Source organism: Acidobacteriota bacterium, assembly GCA_038040445.1.
GTDB lineage: Bacteria > Acidobacteriota > Blastocatellia > UBA7656 > UBA7656 > Onstottus_A > Onstottus_A frigus.
This window is the reverse complement of sequence record JBBPIG010000005.1, coordinates 249,690-273,169: the sequence shown is the minus strand read 5'-3', so window position 1 is coordinate 273,169 and position 23,480 is coordinate 249,690. Positions and strand designations below refer to the sequence as shown.

The 23,480-nt window shown below is 56.5% G+C and carries 10 protein-coding genes; 9 read left to right on the top strand and 1 reads right to left on the bottom strand.

All coding sequences use genetic code 11. The annotated features are described in order from the left end of the window. The first annotated feature begins 41 nt into the window (after nucleotides 1-41). The 9 genes from AABO57_07930 to AABO57_07890 all read left to right on the top strand — a co-directional run bounded on the left by AABO57_07930 (nucleotide 42) and on the right by AABO57_07890 (nucleotide 20,639). Entirely contained in the window at nucleotides 42-3,623 is a 3,582-nt protein-coding gene (locus tag AABO57_07930; GenBank protein ID MEK6285654.1) for a helicase-related protein, read from the top strand. Continuing rightward, on the top strand, nucleotides 3,620-7,828 hold the full coding sequence (locus AABO57_07925) for an ATPase (GenBank protein ID MEK6285653.1): 4,209 nt from the start codon (nucleotides 3,620-3,622) through the stop codon (nucleotides 7,826-7,828). Before AABO57_07930 ends, AABO57_07925 begins: the two co-directional genes overlap by 4 nt. A gap of 26 nt (nucleotides 7,829-7,854) precedes the next feature. Further along, nucleotides 7,855-8,406, top strand: a complete 552-nt coding sequence (locus AABO57_07920; protein MEK6285652.1) for a hypothetical protein — start codon at nucleotides 7,855-7,857, stop codon at nucleotides 8,404-8,406. A gap of 22 nt (nucleotides 8,407-8,428) precedes the next feature. Further along, nucleotides 8,429-10,216 (top strand): hypothetical protein, encoded by a 1,788-nt coding sequence (locus AABO57_07915; GenBank protein MEK6285651.1) that lies wholly within the window; start codon nucleotides 8,429-8,431, stop codon nucleotides 10,214-10,216. Between the two features lie 58 nt (nucleotides 10,217-10,274). Beyond that, nucleotides 10,275-11,471 carry a DUF262 domain-containing protein gene (locus tag AABO57_07910; protein MEK6285650.1) on the top strand — a complete coding sequence of 399 codons (1,197 nt, stop codon included), beginning with the start codon at nucleotides 10,275-10,277 and terminating at the stop codon, nucleotides 11,469-11,471. A 4-nt stretch (nucleotides 11,472-11,475) separates the two neighbouring features. Next, nucleotides 11,476-12,036: a HEPN domain-containing protein gene (locus AABO57_07905; GenBank protein MEK6285649.1), complete on the top strand. Its 561-nt coding sequence runs from the start codon at nucleotides 11,476-11,478 to the stop codon at nucleotides 12,034-12,036. Beyond that, nucleotides 12,033-14,906: a DUF1156 domain-containing protein gene (locus tag AABO57_07900; protein MEK6285648.1), complete on the top strand. Its 2,874-nt coding sequence runs from the start codon at nucleotides 12,033-12,035 to the stop codon at nucleotides 14,904-14,906. The genes AABO57_07905 and AABO57_07900 overlap by 4 nt, the downstream gene beginning before the upstream one ends. A gap of 3 nt (nucleotides 14,907-14,909) precedes the next feature. Then, entirely contained in the window at nucleotides 14,910-18,266 is a 3,357-nt protein-coding gene (locus AABO57_07895; protein MEK6285647.1) for a Swt1 family HEPN domain-containing protein, read from the top strand. A 78-nt stretch (nucleotides 18,267-18,344) separates the two neighbouring features. Then, nucleotides 18,345-20,639: a DUF87 domain-containing protein gene (locus AABO57_07890; GenBank protein ID MEK6285646.1), complete on the top strand. Its 2,295-nt coding sequence runs from the start codon at nucleotides 18,345-18,347 to the stop codon at nucleotides 20,637-20,639. Nucleotides 20,640-20,985: 346 nt separating this feature from the next. On the opposite strand, the gene AABO57_07885 is transcribed toward AABO57_07890, so the two are convergent. Beyond that, the gene (locus AABO57_07885; GenBank protein MEK6285645.1) at nucleotides 20,986-23,469 is read right to left on the bottom strand and encodes a S8 family peptidase; all 2,484 of its coding nucleotides are present in this window, start codon (nucleotides 23,467-23,469) and stop codon (nucleotides 20,986-20,988) included. Nucleotides 23,470-23,480 lie beyond the last annotated feature (11 nt).

Here is a 23,480-nt window from a genome sequence, read left to right as displayed (position 1 = left end):
CGCTTGATATCAAGCTCTAGCATCCGAACAAGGGTTAGTTCATGTCTAAACTCGAAGAGCTGCGGCCCAACGCAGCCGTAAGCGGCATTCTCCCCGACTCGCTGGTCACAGTTGTGAACGCCCAGTGGTTCGGGTCCGAGGCCCTTGAGCTTACATACAAGACACCCTCTGGCAAGGTGGCGAATGAGTTACTGTATCGTCACGACGAACCTCGGATAGAGATAGTAGAGCAGGGGCGGCCTTGGAGCTTCGATGGCGAAGGGAGCCTCTTCCGCCTTGTATCCGAAGCACACCGGATCAGGCTAGCGCACCTGTTCGACCCTGTGCTGGCCGTGCACACGTCACTAGTCGATCCTCTCCCTCATCAGATCACGGCAGTCTATGAGGCAATGCTTCCGCGCCAACCTCTCCGATTCCTGCTCGCTGACGATCCCGGCGCCGGCAAGACAATCATGGCCGGACTCCTGATGAAGGAGTTGATCGCCCGCGGGGACTTGCAACGTTGCCTCGTGGTTTGTCCCGGCAGCTTGGCGGAGCAGTGGCAGGACGAGCTCTACCGTCGATTCCATCTCCCCTTTGAAATTCTGACCAACGACAAACTCGAAGCCGCTCGCACCGGCAACTGGTTCTTGGAAACCAATCTTGTCATTGCGCGCCTCGACAAGCTCTCGCGCAACGAGGACGTGCAGCAAAAGCTTCAGGCTCCGGATTGCCGCTGGGATCTCGTGGTCTGCGACGAAGCGCACAAGATGTCGGCCACGGTCTTCAGTGGCGAAATCAAGTACACCAAGCGCTATCGGCTTGGTCAGCTCCTCTCGACTCTCACGCGACACTTCTTGCTGATGACGGCTACGCCGCACAACGGGAAGGAGGCAGACTTCCAGCTCTTCATGGCGCTGCTTGACGGCGATCGCTTCGAAGGCCGGTTTCGGGACGGCGTGCACGCGGTCGACGTGTCAGACTTGATGCGCCGGATGGTGAAGGAGAGCCTGCTCAAGTTCGACGGGACGCCTCTCTTTCCGGAGCGCATCGCGTACACGGTGCCTTACAAGCTCTCGGAGCCCGAGGCGCAGCTCTACAAAGCAGTCACTGATTATGTTCGCGAGGAGTTCAACCGCGTCGAGGCCCTTGAGAACGACCGGCGCGCAGGCACTGTCGGCTTCGCGCTCACGATCCTCCAGCGTCGCCTAGCCTCCTCACCCGAAGCCATCTACCAATCGCTGCGTCGCCGGCGTGAACGACTCGAGAGCCGCCTGCGCGAACTCGAAGTGCTCCAGCGCGGAGGCCAGGTTGCGGAGGTTCTTACGCTCGCTCTTCCAGCTCTCGACGCCGAGGATGTCGAGGATCTGGAAGACGCGCCGGACAACGAGGTCGAAGCCGCCGAGGAGGAGATCCTCGACCAAGCGACTGCCGCGCGCTCCATCGCCGAGTTGAAGGCGGAGATAGAAACCCTGAAGCGCCTGGAGTCGCTTGCTCTCGGCGTTCGTCGCAGCGGCACGGATACCAAATGGCGCGAGCTGGCAAGCCTTCTCGGTGAAATCTTCACCACCGCGGCCATCGGCAATCGTGTGGGTGACCCGATAACCCCCTACGGCTCCGGTGAGATTCCTCCGCCCACGCCGTCGCCGCATCAGAAACTGGTCCTCTTCACCGAACACCGCGATACGCTGAACTACCTCGAGAGCCGCATTACCACGCTGCTCGGCCGCACGGAGGCTGTGGTGATGATCCACGGCGGCATGGGCCGCGAAGAACGCAGGAAGGCGCAGGAGTCTTTCAAGCACGACCCCGAGGTGCAGGTGCTCCTTGCCACAGACGCCGCCGGCGAAGGTATCAATCTCCAGCGCGCACACCTGATGGTCAACTACGATCTTCCGTGGAACCCAAACCGGCTTGAGCAACGCTTCGGCCGAATCCATCGTATTGGCCAGACCGAGGTATGCCATCTGTGGAACCTGGTGGCCGAAGAGACTCGCGAGGGCGATGTCTATCGCAAGCTGCTGGAAAAGCTGGAACAGGCTCGTCAGTCCCTTGGCGGCCAGGTGTTCGACGTGCTGGGCAAGCTCCAGTTCGAGGGGCGCGCCTTGCGCGACCTACTTATTGAAGCGATTCGTTACGGCGATCGGCCCGAGGTGCGCGCGCGCCTGACGACCGTGCTTGAACACGCACTCGACCGAGGCCAGCTCCAGGACCTGCTCGAAGAACGGGCGTTAGCCCACGATGCCATGGACGCAAGCCGGGTTCATCGCATCCGCGAAGATATGGAACGCGCCGAGGCACGCCGCCTTCAACCTCACTACATAGAGTCCTTCTTTCACGAAGCCTTCCAGCGACTTGGCGGATCGGCCAAGCAGCGCGAACCACGCCGCTACGAAATCACACATGTACCTGCCCCCGTGCGCAACCGCGACCGCCTGATCGGGATCGGCGAGCCTGTGTTGCCGCGCTACGAACGCATCGCATTCGAGAAGTTGCTGGTCGCGCCGCAGGGTCAACCACTTGCTGCGTTCATTTGCCCCGGACATCCGCTACTGGACTCGGTCATCGATCTCACTCTCGAGCGACACCGGGACCTCTTGAGGCGCGGCGCTGTGCTGGTGGATGAGCGCGACTCCGGCACCAGGCCGCGCATTCTCTTCTATCTTGAGCATGCGATTCAGGATGCGAGCCTCACGCGGTCAGGCGAACGCCGTGTCGTTTCCAAGCGGATGCTATATGTCGAGCTGGACGCGGATGGCGCAACGAAGAATATGCATTACGCCCCCTATCTCGACTACCGTCCGCTAGCCGAGGGCGAGCCGGGTGTGGACGCGATCCTTGATCGGCCGGAATGCGAGTGGATCACGCGCGAAGTGGAGCGAGAGGCGCAGGGCTATGCTGTGGCTCACGTTGTACCGGAGCACCTGGCGGAGGTTCGCGGAGCCAAGCTCGCACTGATCGCGAAGACCGAGGCGGCGGTGAAAGACCGGCTGATAAAGGAAATCACTTACTGGGACCATCGTGCCGAAGAGCTTAAGCTTCAGGAGCAGGCTGGGAAGCCCAATGCCCGACTCAACTCGGGAGAGGCCCGCAAGCGTGCCGATAATCTCCAGGGGCGGCTTCAGAAGCGCCTTGAAGATCTTAAGCTCGAAGCTCAAATTTCTCCGCTGCCACCCGTGGTTCTCGGAGGCCTGCTGGTTATGCCGATTGGTTTGCTCGCTGCCATGACTGGCCGGGCGATGCCCGCTCGGACTGCGCCTATCGATACGCAGGCCAGCGCCGCGCGAGCGCGCGCCGTCATCATGGACGTCGAGCGCCGCCTAGGCTTCGAACCGACCGACCGCGAGTTTGAGAAGCTCGGCTACGACATCGAGAGTCGCGTCCCCGGCACTGGCAAGCTTCGATTCATCGAGGTGAAGGGACGCGTTACCGGTGCTGACACCATCACCGTTACCAAAAACGAAATACTCTATTCCCTGAACAAACCTGAAGACTTCATTCTTGCCATTGTGGAGTTCCTTTCGGGCGACGATCACCGCGTCCACTACGTACGCAGTCCGTTCCAGCGCGAACCTGACTTCGGCGTGACGAGCGTTAACTACAGCTTAGCTGAGTTGGTTGCACGATCGGAGCATCCGGGATGATGCCGCCACATTACTTCGAACATATTCGTAACAGCGCTGCCCAACGTTGGGATCAATTGGAGGACGACCCGGAACTTGCCGGCCCCTGGCATTTGCTCTTTAAGCAAGTTCAAAGTCCACGCCACGTCTTGTCGGAGCTGCTTCAGAATGCCGATGACGCGCGTGCTACGAAAGCTTTCGTTGACATCAAGGATGATGAGTTTATTTTTACACACAATGGCGACGACTTCACAAAAGAACACTTCACGTCGCTATGTCGATTTGGTTACTCAAACAAGCGCGCATTGCACACAATTGGCTTTCGCGGAGTTGGATTCAAGAGCACGTTTAGTCTTGGCGAAGAGGTGAAGCTGGTAACACCGACACTATCGGTGCTTTTCCGGCGAAAGCGGTTCACCCAGCCAATTTGGGACGAGTGCACAAGCACCACCCCTACCCAAACCGAAATACGGGTCGCAATAAATGATGAACGGCGTCGCCATCAGATCGAAAAGAATCTACAGGAATGGTTGAAGAATCCTCTCTCGCTCCTCTTCTTTCGCCACATCCGTCTACTCCAGGTTGGGGATCACGAGGTTGAGTGGGTTAGTACGGGGTGCGGTCCGGTCTCCAACTCCGATTGGATGGAACTGTCGACCTCGCCAACTGTGAAGTATTTGCTCGTGCGCTCGCCAGAGCAAGGCTTCCCCGCAGAAGCGCTCGATGAGATTCGACAAGAGCGAATGCTCTCGTCTGAAGAAGAGACCGACTTCCCTCCGTGTCAGGTCGAGATAGTTTTGGGAATGAAGGGTCGGCTCTTCGTTATCCTTCCGACGGGCGTAGAAACTCCGCTTCCGTTTGCGTGTAATGCCCCGTTCATCCAAGACCCCGCCCGGGTCAAGATCAAAGAGCCCGAGACATCGCCGACCAACCGTTGGTTATTACAGCGTGCGGGCGAACTGGCCGCCGAAACAATGCTTGCATGGTTAAGGCGAACCGATCTGGACCTTGAGCAGCGATCCAAGGGGTATGGTCTCTTCCCGGACGTTGACCGCGAAGACAGCTCGTTGGAAGGCAGCTGCGCAACAGCGGTTGAAGAGGCGTTCGACGATCGTATTTCGGAAGAGGCTTACCTCTTGGCGGACGATGGAGAACTCAAAGAAAAGCAGGCTTGCGTAGCATTGCCCGTTGAGGTGTTGGACATTTGGTCGGCTGATCAGGCGACTGCGTTCTTGGACAAAGAGAGAAGACCAGCTCTTTGCCGGCACGTCAGCGGGCATGATCGTGAGAAGCTTTGTCACTGGAATGTCGTGACGGAGCTTAAGAAGCCCGACATCTTAGCCGTCTTGGAGTCAAGCCATCCGCCGAAGCCCAAGACCTGGCGACAGATGCTGTCGCTATGGGTGTACATAGCAACTGGCCATCATTATTACGGCCATGCAGGCGTCCGGATCGTTCCCGCTCAGGGCAAGGAGGTGTTGTACGCAGCGAAGGAGGTAGTACGGCTCGGCGAGAAGAAGCTGCTTCAGTCACAGGAAGACTGGGAGTTCCTTGCGAAGTACCTTCTCGTTTTGAACCAGAACTGGCTTCGTTTTCTTGCCGACCAGCGCCGCAATGCCGAGGAGCGCGGCGACCATTCGCTAGGAGAACAAGTAAAAGCTGCATACAGGGTTCTCGACGGTTTAAGCCTTGAGAGCCCCAGTGAGATTAACCAGTTGTTCGAGCAGGTAGCTACCGGTGTCTTCGGTAAAGAGTGTTCCCTCGTGGACTGTATTAAGCTCGCGCAAATCTCAGCCGCATTGGGGGCGGCTGCAGGTGAGCAGTTCAAGTTCGTGACGCGAGATCGATTCTTACGAAGTACAAATCATGGAGTCATTTTTGATAAAAGCACGAGGGTCGAAGGCCTTGTTGACGAGAAATGGGCTCAAGCCCACATGCTACACCCAGACTACTCAAAGGACTTTCGGTCTTGCACCGAGTCGGAATGGACACAGTGGATATCGTCCGGGCGCGCCGGGTTACTCAGTTTCGTGCAGTTGAGACAGGTACAAAAGCGCGTTTGGGGACGACCTGAAGTGTTGAAGATAATTCGAGAGCGCGGCTTCAAAGGGGAACCGTACTTTCGCTATGTCACCAACGAATTCTCAATCGACGACTGGGACTTCGAAGGGGACCATTGGGTGCACTGGCACGCAGCGGCAAAGGAGGATCCAAGTCTCTGGGGCCGCATCGTTTCATCCATTCTAAGTCAGGCTCAGTACTATGGCTCCAAGCGCGCTTCGGCGACGGTTTATCAGATCGCAACCACCGGCAGCAAAGGATTGATTACTCACGACGCCCTGCTCGCGACATGGATTCTCAAACTTAGTGCGGTTCCTTGCCTCCAAGACACGCACGGATTCTACCATCAACCCTCAGATTTGCTCTGTCGGACGCCCGAGACCGAATCGTTGCTCGACGTTGAGCCGTTTGTTAACGCAAGACTCGACACCGAGGCCAACCGACCGCTCCTGATCAAACTCGGTGTGCGAGACAAGCCGACCGGACCGCACCGAATACTTGACTGTCTACGTGCCTTAGCAAAGGCCGAGAAGCCGCCGGTGCACGAGGTGGAGAAGTGGTATCGGAGGCTCGACCAGATGCTTGATACTTGCTCGAGCGACGACTTCGCAACGGTCAAGCGAGCCTTCGCCACGGAGAAAATCATCTTGACGGCAGCAGGTGGCTGGGCTCGTACTGCAGGGGTCTTCCAAATGGCAGACGAGGAGGATGCGCCTGGTGCCGCCACGGTTCTTCCGTCTGTACGTGATCTCACGCTTTGGAGAAAGGTGAGTGTCGAGGAGAGGCCGACTGCAGACCTAGCGATTGCCTGGTTGAAGAGCCTGCCCTCTGAGAAATCTCTTTCATCAGACGAGAGTAGGCGAGTCGTCTCGTTGCTGTCGCGGCATCCCGAACGCATATGGAATGAGTGCCGACACTGGCTAAACCTAGCTGGCGAGTGGACCCCGGTCCAAGGTCTTGCCTATGGAATGAGTATGCAGTCATTGGTCTCGTGGGCTAACCTATTTCAGCCGATCAAACAACAGACTGCGGATCTGCGACGCATTTCCGCTGACACGACGGAGTTGGCTCCGTTCTCACACCTTCCATCTCTGGCAAGTTGCATCGAAGATAGGTTTCAGAAACCGCTCATTATTCCTGGGGCATCTCAGCGAAAGCCGTGGTTGGTGCAGCTAGGGACGGAGCTGTGCAGAATTCACCTCGACGACGAGAACGAGACTAGACGCATACGCCAACTTGCGGCTCGCCTCGCACACACTCAATGGCAAAACGCGTCGGTCCTGGAGACGGTTCCATACATAGATGGTAAGCCAGCAGGAACGTCCCGCCGCGTTGACGTGCTCTGGAAGGAGACGCTCCTTTATGTAGAGGATCGGCCCATAGCAAGGCTCGCTAGGCCTGTGGCACAAGAACTAGGTCGTGTCTTTGAGCGCCGCGAGATTCAGGATGCGTTGAAGATATGCTTCGAGCGTTCGCCCGATTTCGTGTCGGAGTATCTCGAGGACAGTTTCAAGCTTGTTCCCTCCGATGAACTCGATAATTCCCAAAATGGGCTGAAGAGCCACGGGAGTGATTCTTCCAGCGAAGTTGAGTCGAGTGATTCTGCATCGTCGGGCGCGCCCGTTACGGAAGTAGTGACACCATCAAAGGTCGATGGAAGTGGCAGTGAGACCTCTTATGATTTGGTCGAGGAATCTGACGAGGAGGTGGATAGCGAAGAAGAGGATGCCGGTGAGGCAGATTCTACACCAAGAGTACCAAGAACTTCATCAAAGCCTTCAAAGCCGTCGCTGATTGAGCGCTTCGCCCGAGCGCTTGGCTATTCGAAGGACGGTGCGGACCGCTTCTATCATTCAGACGGAAGTTGGATAGCGAAAACAAGTGACAGCGCCTTCCCCTGGGAAAGACGTTCGGCTTCTGGAGAATTGCTCTGTTACTTCTGGCCGAAAGAACACTGTCTGCGCAGGGAGCCGTTGCAGGTGGAGGCAGATGTGTGGGCACTTTGCGAGAACTTCCCCGAGCTCTACGCGCTCATATTATTGGACATCGACGGTCGGCCCGTTGAGATCTCGGGGCGCCAACTCGGCACGATGTGTTCAGCGGGAGAGCTGACGCTTCACCCAGCGACCTATCGGCTAGTGTATGCTGAAGACCACGCACCGTGAATATTGGGAAGGGGCAATACCCACAGATGACTTCAACCTTCGTCGCCAATCGCAACGAACTAGAGGAGGCCTTCAAGACCCTGCGAAAGTTCTTGAAACGCAGGACAGATATCGAAGTCGTGCTCACCTTCGACAATGGCCGGCTCTCAATCGACGCCAACGGCATTACTGTCAGGGCATCAGGAACGGGCTCGCTTCACGGGCAAGCCTACGTCAACTGGCGCTCGCTGGTGGGCCTCGCAACGATAATGCCGGAGGGCGATGCGGTCCTAATCAAGGTCGAAGCCAGCCAGTTGATAATCGGGACAACGATGATTCGTTGCATCTGGCAGGAGTCAATCATAAAACTCATCGAGTACCCGATGGATGCGCCAGTGCTGATGACGCTTCAATTGAAAGATAAGTACACTGACGAGGAGATAGTCCGGTCGGGATTGTTAGAGAAGGTCTGGGAAGCCGAGCGGCAAATGGACGAGATGATAGTTCAGTCGGCTACTATCCTGCGCCCGCTCGGAATCGAAATTGGGGATGTTCGTACGCTTGTGGAGGTCGCCATTCACGGAGACAAAAAGGAATGAACGAAAAAGCAGCGGTGATGAGATGAGCCTCTTCGAAGACATTAACTCAACAGCCTTAGAAGAAGTCACTCAGGCGAATATAAAGCGCACAAATGAACCGGCATTATCGAAGGCGGCTAACGTTCCCTTGACTTCAGAGCCTCCATTCATCTGGCCTGAACCGCGAATCCTTGAGGGGTTGTGTTCATATTCAACTGAAGTCCCGTTCGACGACGCGATTCGCACAGCGGACGCGTTATTCGGCACGCTTGTTTCGCCTAGTCGAAAAGGCATTCAGGTCTTGGAATCATGGCTGGATCGAAATGAGAAGTTTCAGGCTCGACTTGTCGTCGCTGTTTACCCGACGTGTCAAACTCGCGAGGAGGATTTATCGCGCCTTGCATCGATGGCAGAGAAGTTTTCGGATCGTCTCGAGTTCCGAATCAAGCCATACAGATTCGTAACTGATAGACCGTCGAACTTCCTCGTGATCGTTAAGCGTGTCGCGGGCGATGCATATTTAGTCTTTGGTTCGAGTGAGAATCTTGGTTTTGATCCGAGATCTGATGGAAGAATCAACCTTGTCTTTCGCGGTGACGCTGTACTCGTCGAATACGTCAGGAGGTACTTTGACTGGCTTTGGGTCAAGTCGAAAAGACTTACTGCTGAGGGTGTGACCAGGATACCTTCCCTCGTTTTACCTGAGGGCAGTTCGGAAGGGGAGCGGCGATGGCAAGAGTATCTCAACCTTTACCGGGACGAGTCCCTAGAACAGGTCGAGAAGGATGAAACAGTTCAGGTTGATTCTGACACAGGCGATGTCATAGTAGCTTCCAGCGACGGTCAAACAATCACTCCTCCTAGCGAACGCATAGGCCTTTCCAAACTCGACGTTATTGCAGAACGAACAGCTCGGTTATATGAACAAGGATGTCTGGTCAGTATTGACAAACTCAGTCGGATTCCACCACTTGATGCTCCGCTTGATCCGAGCCTCTTCGGTGATTCGGCCGAGCTTGAGAAAGGCAACGTGAAGCGCAAAGTGAGCATGCGCATCTCTATTATCGACAAAGGCATTCTTAAGGAGATTGAGAAGCGACGTCAGGCCCTACGAGGGCTTCTAAACAAGTTTACCTTTGGCCTCGCTGATAACATGCGGTGGATGCCGAATTCTGCGAGACCGTTTTTCGAGTCGGAATTGAAACGCATAAACGAAGAGGGTCAGTCGCTCGTAGCAGACTTGCTAAAGGGAGACGCCGGCAGTTATGTCAAGAACAAGCAAGAGGCGCTCACTTCCGACATCAATGGGATGTATCATGAACTAAATGCCCAAGGCAGTGTTTCAGAAGACATCATCAAGAAGGTAATGAAAGAACTGGAAGAGCGGCTCACGAAGGCGCAATCTGCCAACTTCATGCCCATGCTGACCTACTCGAATATTTCGTTCAATTCAAAATCGAGCACGTTTGCGTCGCCCTGGGGCCAAGCGTATTCGTTACTTTCCGATATCGTTGAGTTCCCACGCAAGGCGATGACCGATGCATTCTTCCTCCGAGGAATGAATGTGCCTGAAGACGAACTGACAGACGCCATGAACGTGGCCAACGACGCTATCGTCCGTGATCGCGAGACACGCAAGATCAAGGCGCGCTGCGAGACGGAGCTAGAGATAGTCCTTCAGATTCGTAATTCCCCTATTGATTCGCGAGCGAAATGCGAACTCCTGTGGCGAGTGATCGACTTCGATGATTTTGGTTCAATCGCCAGCTCACTTGCTGAGAAAGAGAAGAAGGAACCAATCGAAGACCGGCCTTTGGCGTCACCAGCCTGAAGTTCGGTCTAAGAAGACTCTTGACGAACATCGACCAACCAATCTTAGGGAGGTAACAATGCAGACTGACGAGGAAATCGAAGCCGGTGGCAGCGACAACTGGTTTGAGGATGAAACGGGCGACGCAGACGATTTTCAGATTAAGGAATACGACATAACGGCTTCGCCCAATGACTTCAACACCTCGACTATGTTCAGCTTCATTGAATCTGGCGCGGTCAAGATACCAGGATTCCAGCGTAACTATGTATGGGACATGAAGCGGGCCTCAAAGCTTATTGAGTCAATGATTATTGGTTTGCCGATCCCGCAGATTTTTCTTTATGAAGAGGGACGCAACAAATTTCTTGTGATCGATGGGCAGCAACGCTTGATGTCAATCTATTATTTCATCAAGCAGAGGTTTCCTCGAAAGGAAAAGCGCTTTGAGTTGCGTCGAATCTTCGATGAAAAAGCAACCATTCCTGAGGAGGTTTTGCACGATGATGTATTCTTCGTGAAGTTCAACCTTCAGCTCACAGAGCGACTTCCGAATCGTCCCAATCGACTCAATAGACTCAATTACGGAACGCTGGGTGACATGAAAACAACATTTGACCTTCGTACCGTCCGCAATATCATCATAAAGCAAAACGCCCCAGATGCGGAGGATGATGATTCATCTTCGATCTACGAGATATTCAACCGCCTAAACACAGGTGGGATCAATCTCAAACCTCAGGAGATACGAACCAGTCTATATCACTCCGCTTTCTATGAGATGCTCTACCGAATCAACTTAGACCAGCGCTGGCGCGATCTCTTAGGGGTTCCTGAGCCTGACCTTCATATGAAAGACATCGAAATTCTATTGCGTGCATTCGCGATGGTTATATGGGGCGACCAGTACAAACCATCAATGACTAGGTTCCTCAATCTTACCTCTAAGCGAACAAAGTCGCTCTCAGACGAAAAGGTTGAGTATCTCGAAAAGCTCTTCTATGCATTCCTGGATGCATGTGCTGCGTTACCCCCAAAAGCCTTCTTCGGCACCCAAGGCTCCAGAGTCAATGTTTCCTTCATAGACTCGGTATTCGCCGCACAATGTAGCGTAGCGTTTGCCAACAATTCACTCGACGTACCGGCGATTGACCCGGACAAATTGCAACTGCTCAAAGCCGATAACGGATTTGTTTTCGCAGCAAGATTTGAGACCGCGAGCGCAGTAAATGTGGCCAAACGACTTGAGAGATCGAAAGCCATCTTGCTCGGATGAAACAATGCCATCGGAAATAACGCTTATTGACACTCTCTTTAGAGAGCAAAAAGAGCTCGCCGGCTTTCTGCAGGGACAGGGCCAGGTGTCGTTTTCACAGAACGTAGAGGCGTTCCTGAGCAAGACTCTCCTGCTTTCGATCGCGAGTTATTTTGAGAGTCGGATCACGAATACGATTACGGATTATGCGGCACGCGTGTCAAACGCCGACGAAGCACTCACTTCTCTAGTTCGGATCAAGGCTATAGAGCGGCAATATTTCACCTATTTCCAATGGCGTGAAGGTAACCGCAGTGTGATGCCGTTCTTCGCGATGTTTGGGACTTTACTAAGAGATTCCGCCAAACTTGAACTCAAGGAGCCGGAGCTAGCGCGAGCCGTTGCCGCATTTTTGCAACTTGGCGATATAAGGAATCTTTTGGTTCATGAAAACTTCGCTAGCTACCCGCTGGAGATGACTTCGGACGAAGTATATGGGCTATATGTTGAGGCTTTGAAATTCGTCTCTTACATAGAAGCCAAACTAAATCCGACGCCGGTCGTTGCGGCGCTGTCAGAGGCATGAAGAAGAAACTCATCGAAGTGGCATTGCCGCTCGACGCGATCAATAAGGCTTCGGCGCGGGAGAAGTCGATTCGTCACGGGCATCCGAGCACGCTGCATCTGTGGTGGGCGCGGCGGCCGCTGGCGACGGCAAGGGCTGTGATCTTCGCGCAGATGGTGGACGACCCGTCGGCGCATCCGGATCTGTTTCCGACTGAGAAGAAGCAGGAGAAGGAGCGGCAGCGGTTGTTCCGAATCATCGAGGACCTCGTGTTGTGGGAGAACACCACCAACGAGAAGGTGCTCCAGCAGGCGCGAGACGAAATCTGGCAGAGCTGGCGTTACACGTGCGCCGAGAACGTTGACCATCCACGCGCCAAGGAACTATTCGACCGTCACAAGCTGCCTGCGTTCCACGATCCGTTCGCGGGCGGCGGATCGTTGCCGTTGGAAGCGCAGCGGCTCGGGCTGGAGGCGTATGCGAGCGACCTCAATCCGGTGGCTGTGCTCATCAACAAGGCGATGATCGAGATCCCGCCGAAGTTCGCAGGCAAGCCGCCGGTGAACCCCGATGCGCAGAAACAAAAAGAGCAGATGGACAAGAGCTGGCGTGGCGCGCAGGGTCTCGCCGAGGACGTGCGCTACTACGGCAAATGGATGCGCGACGAAGCCGAGAAGCGCATCGGCCACCTCTACCCCAAGGTAGAGATCACGGCGGCAATGGCGAAGGAGCGGCCGGACCTGAAAAAGTACGTAGGCAAGAAGCTCACCGTGATCGCCTGGCTCTGGGCGCGCACGGTGAAGAGCCCGAACCCGGCTTTCGCGAACGTCGATGTGCCGCTTGCGTCTACCTTCATGCTCTCCACCAAGGCAGGGAAGGAGGCGTATGTCGAGCCGGTGATCGAGGGCGGCGGTTACCGCTTCACGGTGAAGGTGGGCAAGCCGAAGGACGCGGAGACTGCGAAGAACGGCACTAGAATTTCGCAAGGAAGCTTCCGATGTCTGATTTCGAGCGTCCCGATCAGGTACGAGTACATCGATGACGAGGCCAATGCTGGACGAATCGGGGAACGGTTGATGGCAATCGTCGCGGAAGGCGAGCGTGGCCGAATTTACGTGTCGCCGACGACAGAGATGGAAGTCATCGCACGCGCTGCTCGGCCGACTTGGAAGCCCGACGCACCAAGCCGTGGGACCTGGGCAAGCAACGCGCAGGGTCGCCGCTATGGTTTTAGGACGTTCGGCGACTACTTCACTCCCCGCCAACTTGTCGCGCTAACGACTTTCTCCGACCTAGCACAGAACGCACGAGAACTGGTGAAGCAGCACGCGCTGGCTACGGGATTGCCTGACGACGGCATAGCCTTGGCTTCCGGAGGGACCGGCGCCGCTGCCTACGCCGATGCCATCGCAACGTATTTGGGAATCACACTAGACAAGGCGGCTGACTATAACTCGACAATCTGTAGATGGATTTCCGCAGGGGAAACTCTTCGAAACACCTTCGGACGACAGGCACTCCCTATGACCTGGGACTACTGTGAAACCAACACGCTTGGATCGGCGACAGGAAGTATTGATAGCGGAATCGGCCAAGTCGCAAAGGCGCTCGAGGTGATTGTCCCGGGCTCGGACGGTGAGGCATCCCAATGTGACGCCCAAAGCGTTTCAGTTAGCAATCGAGTTGTCTCAACGGATCCGCCGTACTACGACAACATTGGTTACGCAGACTTGTCAGACTTTTTTTACGTCTGGTTACGCCGAGCTCTAAAGCCGGTCTTCCCTGAGCTTTTCACAACATTAGCTGTGCCCAAGGCGGAGGAACTGGTCGCCACGCCGTACCGGCACGCGAGTAAGGAAGAGGCGGAGGCCTTCTTTCTCGATGGCATGACACGCGCGATGCACCGCTTGGCAGAGCAGGCGCACTCGGCCTTTCCGGTCACTATCTACTACGCTTTCAAACAGACCGAAAGCGACGAGATAGATGGCACCGCCAGCACGGGCTGGGATACCTTTCTCGAAGCAGTGATCGACGCCGGTTTCGCTATCACCGGCACTTGGCCAATGCGGACCGAGCGCGGAGCTCGGTCCACCGGTACGAACACTCTTGCCTCCAGCATCGTCCTCGTATGCCGCCGACGAGCGATGAACGCGCCCACTGCCACGCGGCGAGAATTCGTCTCCGCGCTCAAGGTCGAGCTGCCAGTGGCGCTTGCCCACGTGCAGCGGAGCAACATCGCGCCGGTGGATCTCGCTCAAGCCGCCATCGGACCAGGCATGGCGGTCTACACCCGATATGCCCAGGTGCTCGACGCCGAGGGCAAGCGGCTCAAGGTGCGCGATGCGCTTGCACTCATCAATCAGACCCTCGACGAGGCGCTGGCCGAGCAGGAGGGCGACTTCGACGCCGACAGCCGCTGGGCGCTCGCGTGGTTCGAGCAGTCGGGCTTCGTCGAGGGCGAGTACGGCGTGGCAGAGACGCTCTCCAAGGCCAAGAACACCAGCGTCGCCGGAATGGAGAATGCGGGCATCCTGGCCTCGAGTCGCGGCAAGGTGCGCCTGCTGAAACCAAGCGAGCTGCCTGCCGACTGGGACCCGACGACGGACGCGCGCCTCACGGCGTGGGAGATGGTCCACCACCTAATCCGCTCGCTCGAAGCAGGCGGCGAGGGTGCCGCGGGAACGCTCGTCGGCAAGCTGGGCAGGAAGGCCGAGATCGCCCGAGAGCTGGCCTACCGGCTCTACACCTTGTGCGAGCGCAAGAAGCGAGCGGCGGAAGCGCTGGCCTATAACGGTCTAGTGCAAAGCTGGCCCGAGATCACCCGCCTGGCTCGCGAAGGCAGCAAGCCGAGAGAGTCGCAGGCCGAGCTGTTTGACGGAAATGAGGAATAACCTATGGCGATCACCAACCACGACCGCGTCGGCAAGGCGCTTGAATTGCTAAACAGCGGACTGATGCCGTTCTTCGAGCGCGAGCTAACAGCGGCTCTCGGCGATGACTGGCAGCAGCAGCTCAGGTCTCGGCTTGACGACAGGCTGTTCGGAACCAGCCGCCAGGAAAAGATACTGGACTGGGATACGCAGCGAATCCTATCGGTGATGTGGAACGAGTGGAACAGCGTGTTCAACAAGACACTTGGGCAAGCTGAGCGCACGTTGGTCAGCGAGCTCCGAGAAGTCCGCAACAAGTGGGCGCACCAACAGACTTTTTCAAGTGATGACGCTTACCGCTCCCTCGATTCGGCGGGGAGGTTGCTGACGGCGGTTTCTGCATCTCAGGCCGATGAGATCGAGAAGATGAAGACGGAGCTGCTGCGCCTGCGGTTTGACGAGCAGGTGCGCGGCGAAAAGCGCAAGAGCGCCGGCACGGCCATCGAGAGCGCGGCGGTAGGCGGCCTCAAACCGTGGCGCGAGGTGGTGACACCGCACAAGGATGTGGCAAGCGGCCAATATCAGCAGGCCGAGTTCGCCGCCGATCTGTGGCAGGTGCATCTCGGCCAGGGGACGGACGAGTACAAGAACCCCGTCGAGTTCTTCCGACGCACCTATCTCACCGAGAGCCTCAAGGGGATGCTGGTCGGCGCAGTGCGGCGGCTCGCCGGGAAGGGCGGCGATCCGGTGGTGCAGCTCCAGACCAACTTCGGTGGCGGTAAGACGCACTCAATGCTGGCGCTCTATCACCTGTTCTCCGGCATCGCGCCCGCGGAGCTAGCAGGCATCGACGTAGTGATGCAGCAAGCGGAAGCTAAGTCACTGCCTACCGTTCGTCGTGTGGTGCTGGTCGGGAACAAGATCTCGGCTGGCAGCCCATCTAAGAAACCTGACGGCACGGTCGTGCGAACGCTTTGGGGAGAACTCGCCTACCAGCTCGGCGGCAAGAAGGCGTTTGCCCGGATCAAGGCTGACGACGAGAAGGCTACGAGCCCCGGCGACGTGCTACGCGAACTCTTCGTGGAATACGGCCCGTGCATGATTCTGATCGACGAGTGGGTTGCTTACGCGCGGCAGCTCCACGACCAGAGCGACTTGCCAGCGGGCGGCTTCGAGACGCAGTTCACCTTCGCGCAGGTACTGACCGAGTCGGCGAAGCTCGCAAAGAACTGTCTGTTGGTGATCAGTCTTCCGGCCTCGGATACTGGCGGCTCGCCGCACACACAAGCCGATGATGTGGAGGTGGGCGGCCAACGGGGTCGTGAGGCGCTTGATCGTCTGCGCAATGTGGTAGGCCGAGTCGAGTCCTCGTGGCGACCGGCCAGCGCCGAAGAGGGCTTCGAGATCGTGCGGCGGCGACTGTTTGAGCCGATGTCCGAGCCTGCCCAGTTCAAGGACCGGGACGTGGTGGCGCGCGGATTTGCCGATTTCTACCGGACGCAACAGGCAGAGTTCCCGCCCGAATGTCGGGATTCTGACTACGAGAAAAGAATAAAGGCTGCGTATCCAATCCACCCGGAAATTTTCGATAGGCTCTACAACGACTGGTCGACGCTGGTGAAGTTTCAGCGCACTCGCGGCGTGTTGCGATTGATGGCTGCAGTTATCCATAGCCTTTGGGAAAAGGGAGACAAGAACCCGCTCATCCTGCCGGCGAACATCTCGATTGACGACCCGCGAGTGCAGTTTGAGCTGACGCGCTACCTCTCAGACAACTGGGTGCCGGTGATCGAGAAGGACGTGGACGGTCCGAGCTCGCTCCCACTGAGGCTCGACAGCGAGGTGCCCAACCTTGGCAAGTTCTCGGCGTGCCGGCGCGTGGCGCGTGCAATCTACATGGGTTCTGCGCCCCTCACCCAAGCGGCCCATCGAGGACTTGAAGATCGACGGGTCAAGCTCGGTTGCGTGATGCCGGGCGAGTCACCGGCCGTCTTTGGGGATGCGCTGCGGCGGTTGGCCGCAGCAGCGACTTATCTCTACCAGGACGGTCCACGCTACTGGTACTCGACACAGCCAACTGTGACCAAGCTGGCGGAGGACCGTGCCGATCAACTCAAGCGTGATCCCGACAAGGTCGTGCACGAGCTGGACGAACGCCTGCGCGCCGACCTGCGCCGGACGGGTGACTTCAGCCGCATCCATCCAATGCCACAGTCTGGCCAAGACGTGCCAGACGATCTCGACGCGCGGCTGGTCGTGCTCGGCACCGACCATCCCTACACCAAGGAGCCAGCGAGCGCAGCGGAGGCCGCCGCGAAGGCGATCCTCGAAGCGCGTGGCAACACGCCTCGCCTCTACCGCAACACGCTCGTCTTTCTCGCCGTTGACAAGACTCGGCTGCAGGACCTCGACGAGGCCGCGCGACGTTACCTCGCGTGGGAGTCAGTGCTGGCCGAGAAGGAGCAACTCAATCTCGACCCGCAACAAGTGAAGCAAGCTGAGACGCAGAAGGCATCCGCCGATGGCGCGGTTACGGCGCGCATCCCAGAAGCGTACCAATGGCTGCTAGTGCCAGTGCAGACCTCGCCGCAGGCTGTGGTGGAGTGGCAGAGCTTCAGGCTCTCTGGTCAGGACGCCCTCGCGGTTCGTGCCAGCAAGAAGCTGAAGAGCGATGAGATGCTTATCACTGGTTTCGCGCCCTCGCGGCTGAGGATGGAGTTGAATGGCGTGCCGCTCTGGCGCGGTAAGCACGTCGGAATTAAACAGCTCATCGAGGACTTCGCGAGCTATCTATACCTGCCTCGACTCAAAGGGCCAATGGTGTTGCTCGAATCAATCCGTAGCGGCGTCTCGCTGCTGACCTGGCAGCAGGACGGGTTTGCGTACGCTGACAGCTACGACGAAGAGGCCGGGCGCTATCGCGGATTGCGCGGGGGACAGCACGTCAGCATTTCGGATGACCAAGTGTCGGGGCTGCTGGTGCGATTTGACGTTGCCCAGAAGCAACAGGAAGCCGAGATTCAACCCGCTCCGGGCGCTGCGGTTGTGACGGGTGGAGACGCTGGGCCTGGCAAGGCAAGCGGGCCAACTGGCGGCGATTCGGCAACCGAAAAGGGGGGCACCACGACGCCCGAACCCGCGCCCAGACCAAGGCGTTTTCACGGGACGGTTACCCTCGAACCCACCCGCGTGGGCCGCGACGCGAGCCGTATCGCCGACGAGGTTATTGCTCATCTGGCTGGCTTGGTCGGAGCCAACGTCGCGGTGACTCTTGAGATCGAAGCGGCGATCCCCGGCGGCGCGCCCGAGAACGTCGTAAGAACGGTCACTGAGAACAGCCGGACGCTCAAGTTCACGAGTCACGGCTTCGAGAGTGAGTGACTTCTACCTAACCGAATTGCGGACTTGTCGACCGGAGCTCAAGGCTGTTAGCGGCTGCAGAAGAGGAGGATTATAGCGTTGGCAACTACTACGCCGAGCCAACCCATTCGACTGCTGATTTTGATTCTCTATCTGGCCGCTTTGTTCTTTGCATCAAAGGTGGCTCTTGGTTCTTGGCTGCCACCGTCTACGGAGAAAGGCTTATGGTTCTACTCAGGGATCGCAGCACTGTTGCTTGGCAACCTCTTAGTGACGCCTTTCTACCATAAGCCAGCAGATGCCATATCGTACGCAGTAGCTGCGGGCATAGGTTTGTTAGCAGTCAACCTCCCGTCCCAGCACCAGTACACCAGCTTTGATCGATCTCTATGGTTAACCGCGACTTGCTACATTGGTGTGGTACTCGTCGCGAGCGTGCTCTCGATAGCACTCAAAGACTCTTCGCGCAGTTCACTAAAGAAGTCGTCAGAGTCGCTGAGGCTGGTGGCGGACGCAATAGGCGGCCCGAAGGCCGTCTTCTCGGCGGTCTTCCTTTTTGCCCTAGTCACATTTCACCGAGACGTGCCCCGCGAGTACCTCATCATCGGTTTAGCTTGGGCGGTAATCGTCACGATCCAGCCCTTGGAAGCGCTTAGCATTCTCCTCAAGCGACTGTGGAGATTGTGGAGAAACGGACCTGCTGCCCAAGAGGTTGGTGAGGTTGTCGGACATCAAATCCCGAGTGTCGTCCTAATTCGTCAGCAAATCGATAGCTCGGTCGTCTTCGGGGACCTTGTAGTCGTACGTGGCGATTCTGGCGAGCCGGGCTTGGCTATGATACTCGACCAAGTTGGGTTTGCTGAAGGCGCGTGGATTAGGGCCTTCCATCTCCCTATACCCGCGCCTGTACGAGACCTCATCCAACGATCTAGCTCAGTCAGCGATGAATCAAAAGGCCTGGCTACGCAAATTGACCTAGCCGACTCTTCAAGACGCCAAATTACTGATGGGGCCTGGACTGGCAAGGATCGGTTGGTTGGACTTGTCACGCAGGATACGGATATCTCGCGTCTCAGAGTGGAGCTTGTACGTACAGACCTCGATCTCGAAGAGGGCCGTCTTGTCGAAGTGAACATCGGCCCTAATAAGGTGCTCTATCAAATCATCAATGGTTTAACAAGGGAGGAAATCGTTCAGCAGAAGAACAAGAGGGGATACGTACGTGGCGAGGCTAAGAAGATAGGTCGCTGGCGTGATGAACTGCGGCGCTTTGAAGCTGTCAGATGGATCCCACAACCGAATGCGCCAGTGTTCCTTGTTGAGCCAGAGTCACCGGACGCCGACAGGTCAGCGATCGGCCATTTCCCCGGAACCTCCTATCCAGTTAGTGTTGATGTGCACTCGCTCGTCACGCACAATGCTGCCATCTTAGGCATTCTCGGCGCCGGTAAATCATTCCTCGCTCTGGAATTGGTAGAGCGAATGATTGACGCTGGAGTGAAGGTAATCTGTCTTGATCTGACGAACCAATACGCCAAAGAGCTGAGTCCTTATTATGATGCTGATGCAAGGCGACCGGCAATCGAGAAGCTTCAGGCGATTGGTGCCGCAGGAAAAACGTTGGTGAACCAAAATGTAGAGGAGGGTGGAAGCATCAATACTTTCTCACTCGCAGTAAGGACTGTTCTGAAGGGATTCCTCAAAGAGAATGAGGCATGTAGACTACTTATGTTCAACCCAACGGAGTTCGAGGTATGGCGCCAGGACAGCAGACCCTTCAAAGATAACGCTTCAATGGCATCGTTGACGCCGACCGAAATCACCCGGATCTTTGCCGAATCCGCTCTTGAGGTGTTACAAGCGCAAGGGATGACTGACGTGGCGAAATGCTGCCTTGTTCTTGAAGAAGCGCATTCTCTGATTCCAGAGTGGAACTCAGTTGCGAGCGAGGGAGATAAGGTTGCAACAAACGGAACGGCAAAAGCCATTTTGCAAGGCCGTAAGTATGGCCTTGGCTGCCTTGTCGTAACACAAAGAACCGCGAACGTAACCAAATCAATCCTGAACCAGTGCAACACGGTTTTTGCCCTTCGAGTGTTCGATGCTACAGGAATGGACTTCCTGAAGAACTACGTAGGTGAGGAATACGCAGGCGTTCTATCAACGCTAGAGGATAGACACGCAGTGGCTTTCGGACGTGCTTCCTCTTGCAGCAACCCTGTGCTAATACGCTTAAATGACCGCAAAGACTTCCTAAGCGTGTTCCGAGGAAAGGGAGCAGCTAATGCGGACGGAGTGCGCGCCGAAAGCGATCCCGGAAACGTTCCCAGTGTAAGTGTTGACATCACGGAAGGCGTCAAAGAAGGTTCGCAGACTGAAGAGGCGGAGACATAGGCCAGAGGGTAGCTTCAGGATCCATATTCTCCGTCCTTCGCGCGAGCGACTGGCTGTCCTCATGTCTGTGGAACATCTCGCGATTTGTATTTGTTACGAACTAGTTCCACCGTTGAATTTCGGATTCAGAAAAGGCGGTGCGCCTCCTAGCTAGGACATGCACCTCAGACGCCGGGAGACCTATATTTGGTTGTTGTACAAACGGTCAATGCCAAAGCTGCATGGGCTACACTCCCTGCTGTCTTTCCGGCCTGGTAGGTTCATGGCCGCTCGGCACCCTGCCGACCGTCAGCCGCAGCGACGTAATTCAGATGCGAGTCAAAATCGGCCATTCCACATGAATTGACTACTGAATTTCGGTTGGGATTTGAGCCGCAATCATGTTCACGACCGGGGTGTACACATCAACGTCAACCTCTGGCGTTTCAATGGTAACAACGAGCGCATAACGCGCGCGTTTATTCCACCTCCCAAGTTGATGACGCTCGCGCCACCAGCCACTTACGGGATAAATACCAATGATTCCACGCTGAGCCAGCTCGGCCGCTGTACCTGTCCAACGGTCGGAGTGCAAGGAACCGAGCGACCGAAGGTCGGGACCGAGGAGCCACCGGGCCGAGTCGCTGGATGATGCTCTATCGAATTCCTCGTCCCGTGCGGCCTTGTTGATTCGTTGTCTGAACTCGTCGAGGCTTTCGAGAGGCGTCTTCACATCAAAGCGAAGCCCGTGCGACGCATACCTGTGTTTCCTGATCCATCCACGCCGAGCGGGGTTTGGCTCAATGAAATACGAAAGCGTGACTCGCATCTCGACGGGCACTTCACCAAGTCCTTCGAGCACGTCAACTGGCCACGGGATACTATGCAGGCTCATCTCGTGGGTGCTTACCTTCGGGCCGGCCTTATCAAACGGCTGAATCGACTCCTGGGCGATGAGAGTTAGCGAGTTTCTCGCGCTCCACATTGCCCTCTCCAGGTTGGGCACTCCGAAACCACAATAGCGAAGCAACCTGATAGTTGCACTGCGTGTGTTCAATGGGACAAATCGCTCCTTCATCGCATTTGTCCATTCGGCGAAGTGCACAAGCAGAGCGCGTATCGTCTCCGGCCAGAACTGCGGATATGCGGCTTGCAACATCGCACCCATTCGAGCCGCCATCGCAGTGGCCGCGCTGGTGTCTCCAGTAACCACGAGCGGGGCTCTTGTAGCGAACTGCCAGTTAGTGGATAGCAACTGCAAACTATCAACGTAGTCTGCCAATCCAGTTCCAGGATTGATAGCCATGTTGCCACCTTCCAGAACGACATCTGGCTTGATAGGCCAGGGGCGGCCAAAAACCAGAGAAGTGGAACTAGAGGGACTCAGATCGCCCTCAGGAGCAACCGGCGTCCAGTCGGGATAAGTATCAGTGTCGATGTTCGTCTTATCAGTAGATGCGCCCACGGTGATCGCATTCCAGGATTGACCGGGATCGTGAATTCCGTCGGTTTGGTTCGAGTCTGGATACAAGTGGCGGCCATTCGGGTCAGTGTTGCCTGCGGAAACAAAGATCAGCCTGCGATGTTCGCCTTGTTCCTCGGCACCGGAACTCAAAGCGTCAAGCGCAGCCGACCACGCTGAGGGTTGTCCCCGGTCGCGAAAGTCGGTTGTCGTCACGGACATCGAAAAGACACGTTTACGATCTGGCGCTTCGATCTCAGCCCGAGCCATAGCTTCAGCGGTAATCTTGCCGTACAGCTTTGGGGGGTTCTCGCCTTCAGGAGGAAGAATCTTGACCGATTCAAGAATATGGCTTAGCTCCGACGCGTCAGGAGAGCCCAGGAGGTCTGTCAGATCAGCGTACAGGGCCAGACCCGCCATCTCTGTTCCGTGTCCGTGATGGTCGGCCACATTCCAATCGGGATCGTAGGTGTGCATGTCGGCATCAGCGAGAGAGCCGTTAAGCAACGGATGCGCATTGTTTACGCCAGTATCGAGTATGCAGACTGCCGGACTATTTGCAGGTGCTTGCCTGATGCGAGCTAACGCCTCCTCAATCCACTCAAACTGTTCAGCCGCTGTCATGGATGTGAAAAAGGCCGCGGTCTGCTTCGCCTTTCGGAGTTCAGCAACGCAGTTAAGCAGATCGACTGACTGACTCATTTGTGCTCTGGTTCCTCGGGCGATCACAACCGTCCTATCAGGAAAGTTGAGTTGCTCGTCGCCAATGTCAAGCCCCAAGTCTTGAGCGTGCTGTTTGAACCTTTCCACAAACGCTTCCCGCTCGGACCCCACCCTTAACCAGACCTCCCAAAATATTGCTTCATCCTCAGCTGGCGGGGCGCCGTCATCTGTCCATAAAGCGTCCAGCACGGCTCTGCGAATCTCGGAAATGCTCTCGACGAGCTTTTGGTTCTTGGGGCTGCCGGACTGGGTTTGCTGTTCGAGATATGCGGTGACTGCGTTGATGAAGCGAGACATCTTTCCTTCTGGAACAAAGACAGTCGCGATAACTCTATCATCGAGTCGCCTCACCGCGAGGAGTTCTATTCCCGACGGAAAGAATTCAAGGCTCTTGATCGCGAGTTCGTAGTCCGGTTCGCTTTCGAACTGAATGACGATGCCGTTGCCCGCGTCAACGCCAAAAGCACGCTGCTCATCAGCCAGGGCCTCAGCCGCCTGTTGCACTTGCTTGAGCTGAGCCAGAAGGCCTCTGCCGTGTTGTTTTCTGTTCCGATGCGGAAGAGCAAATTCTCCGCCGCCTCCTCCTGGTGGTTTAACATACGATTCCGCCTGGCCCGTGCCAGTCACGAGGAGGTGCGGGAGTTTCTCGAGATTGCCGTCTGCCATTTCGGATGATT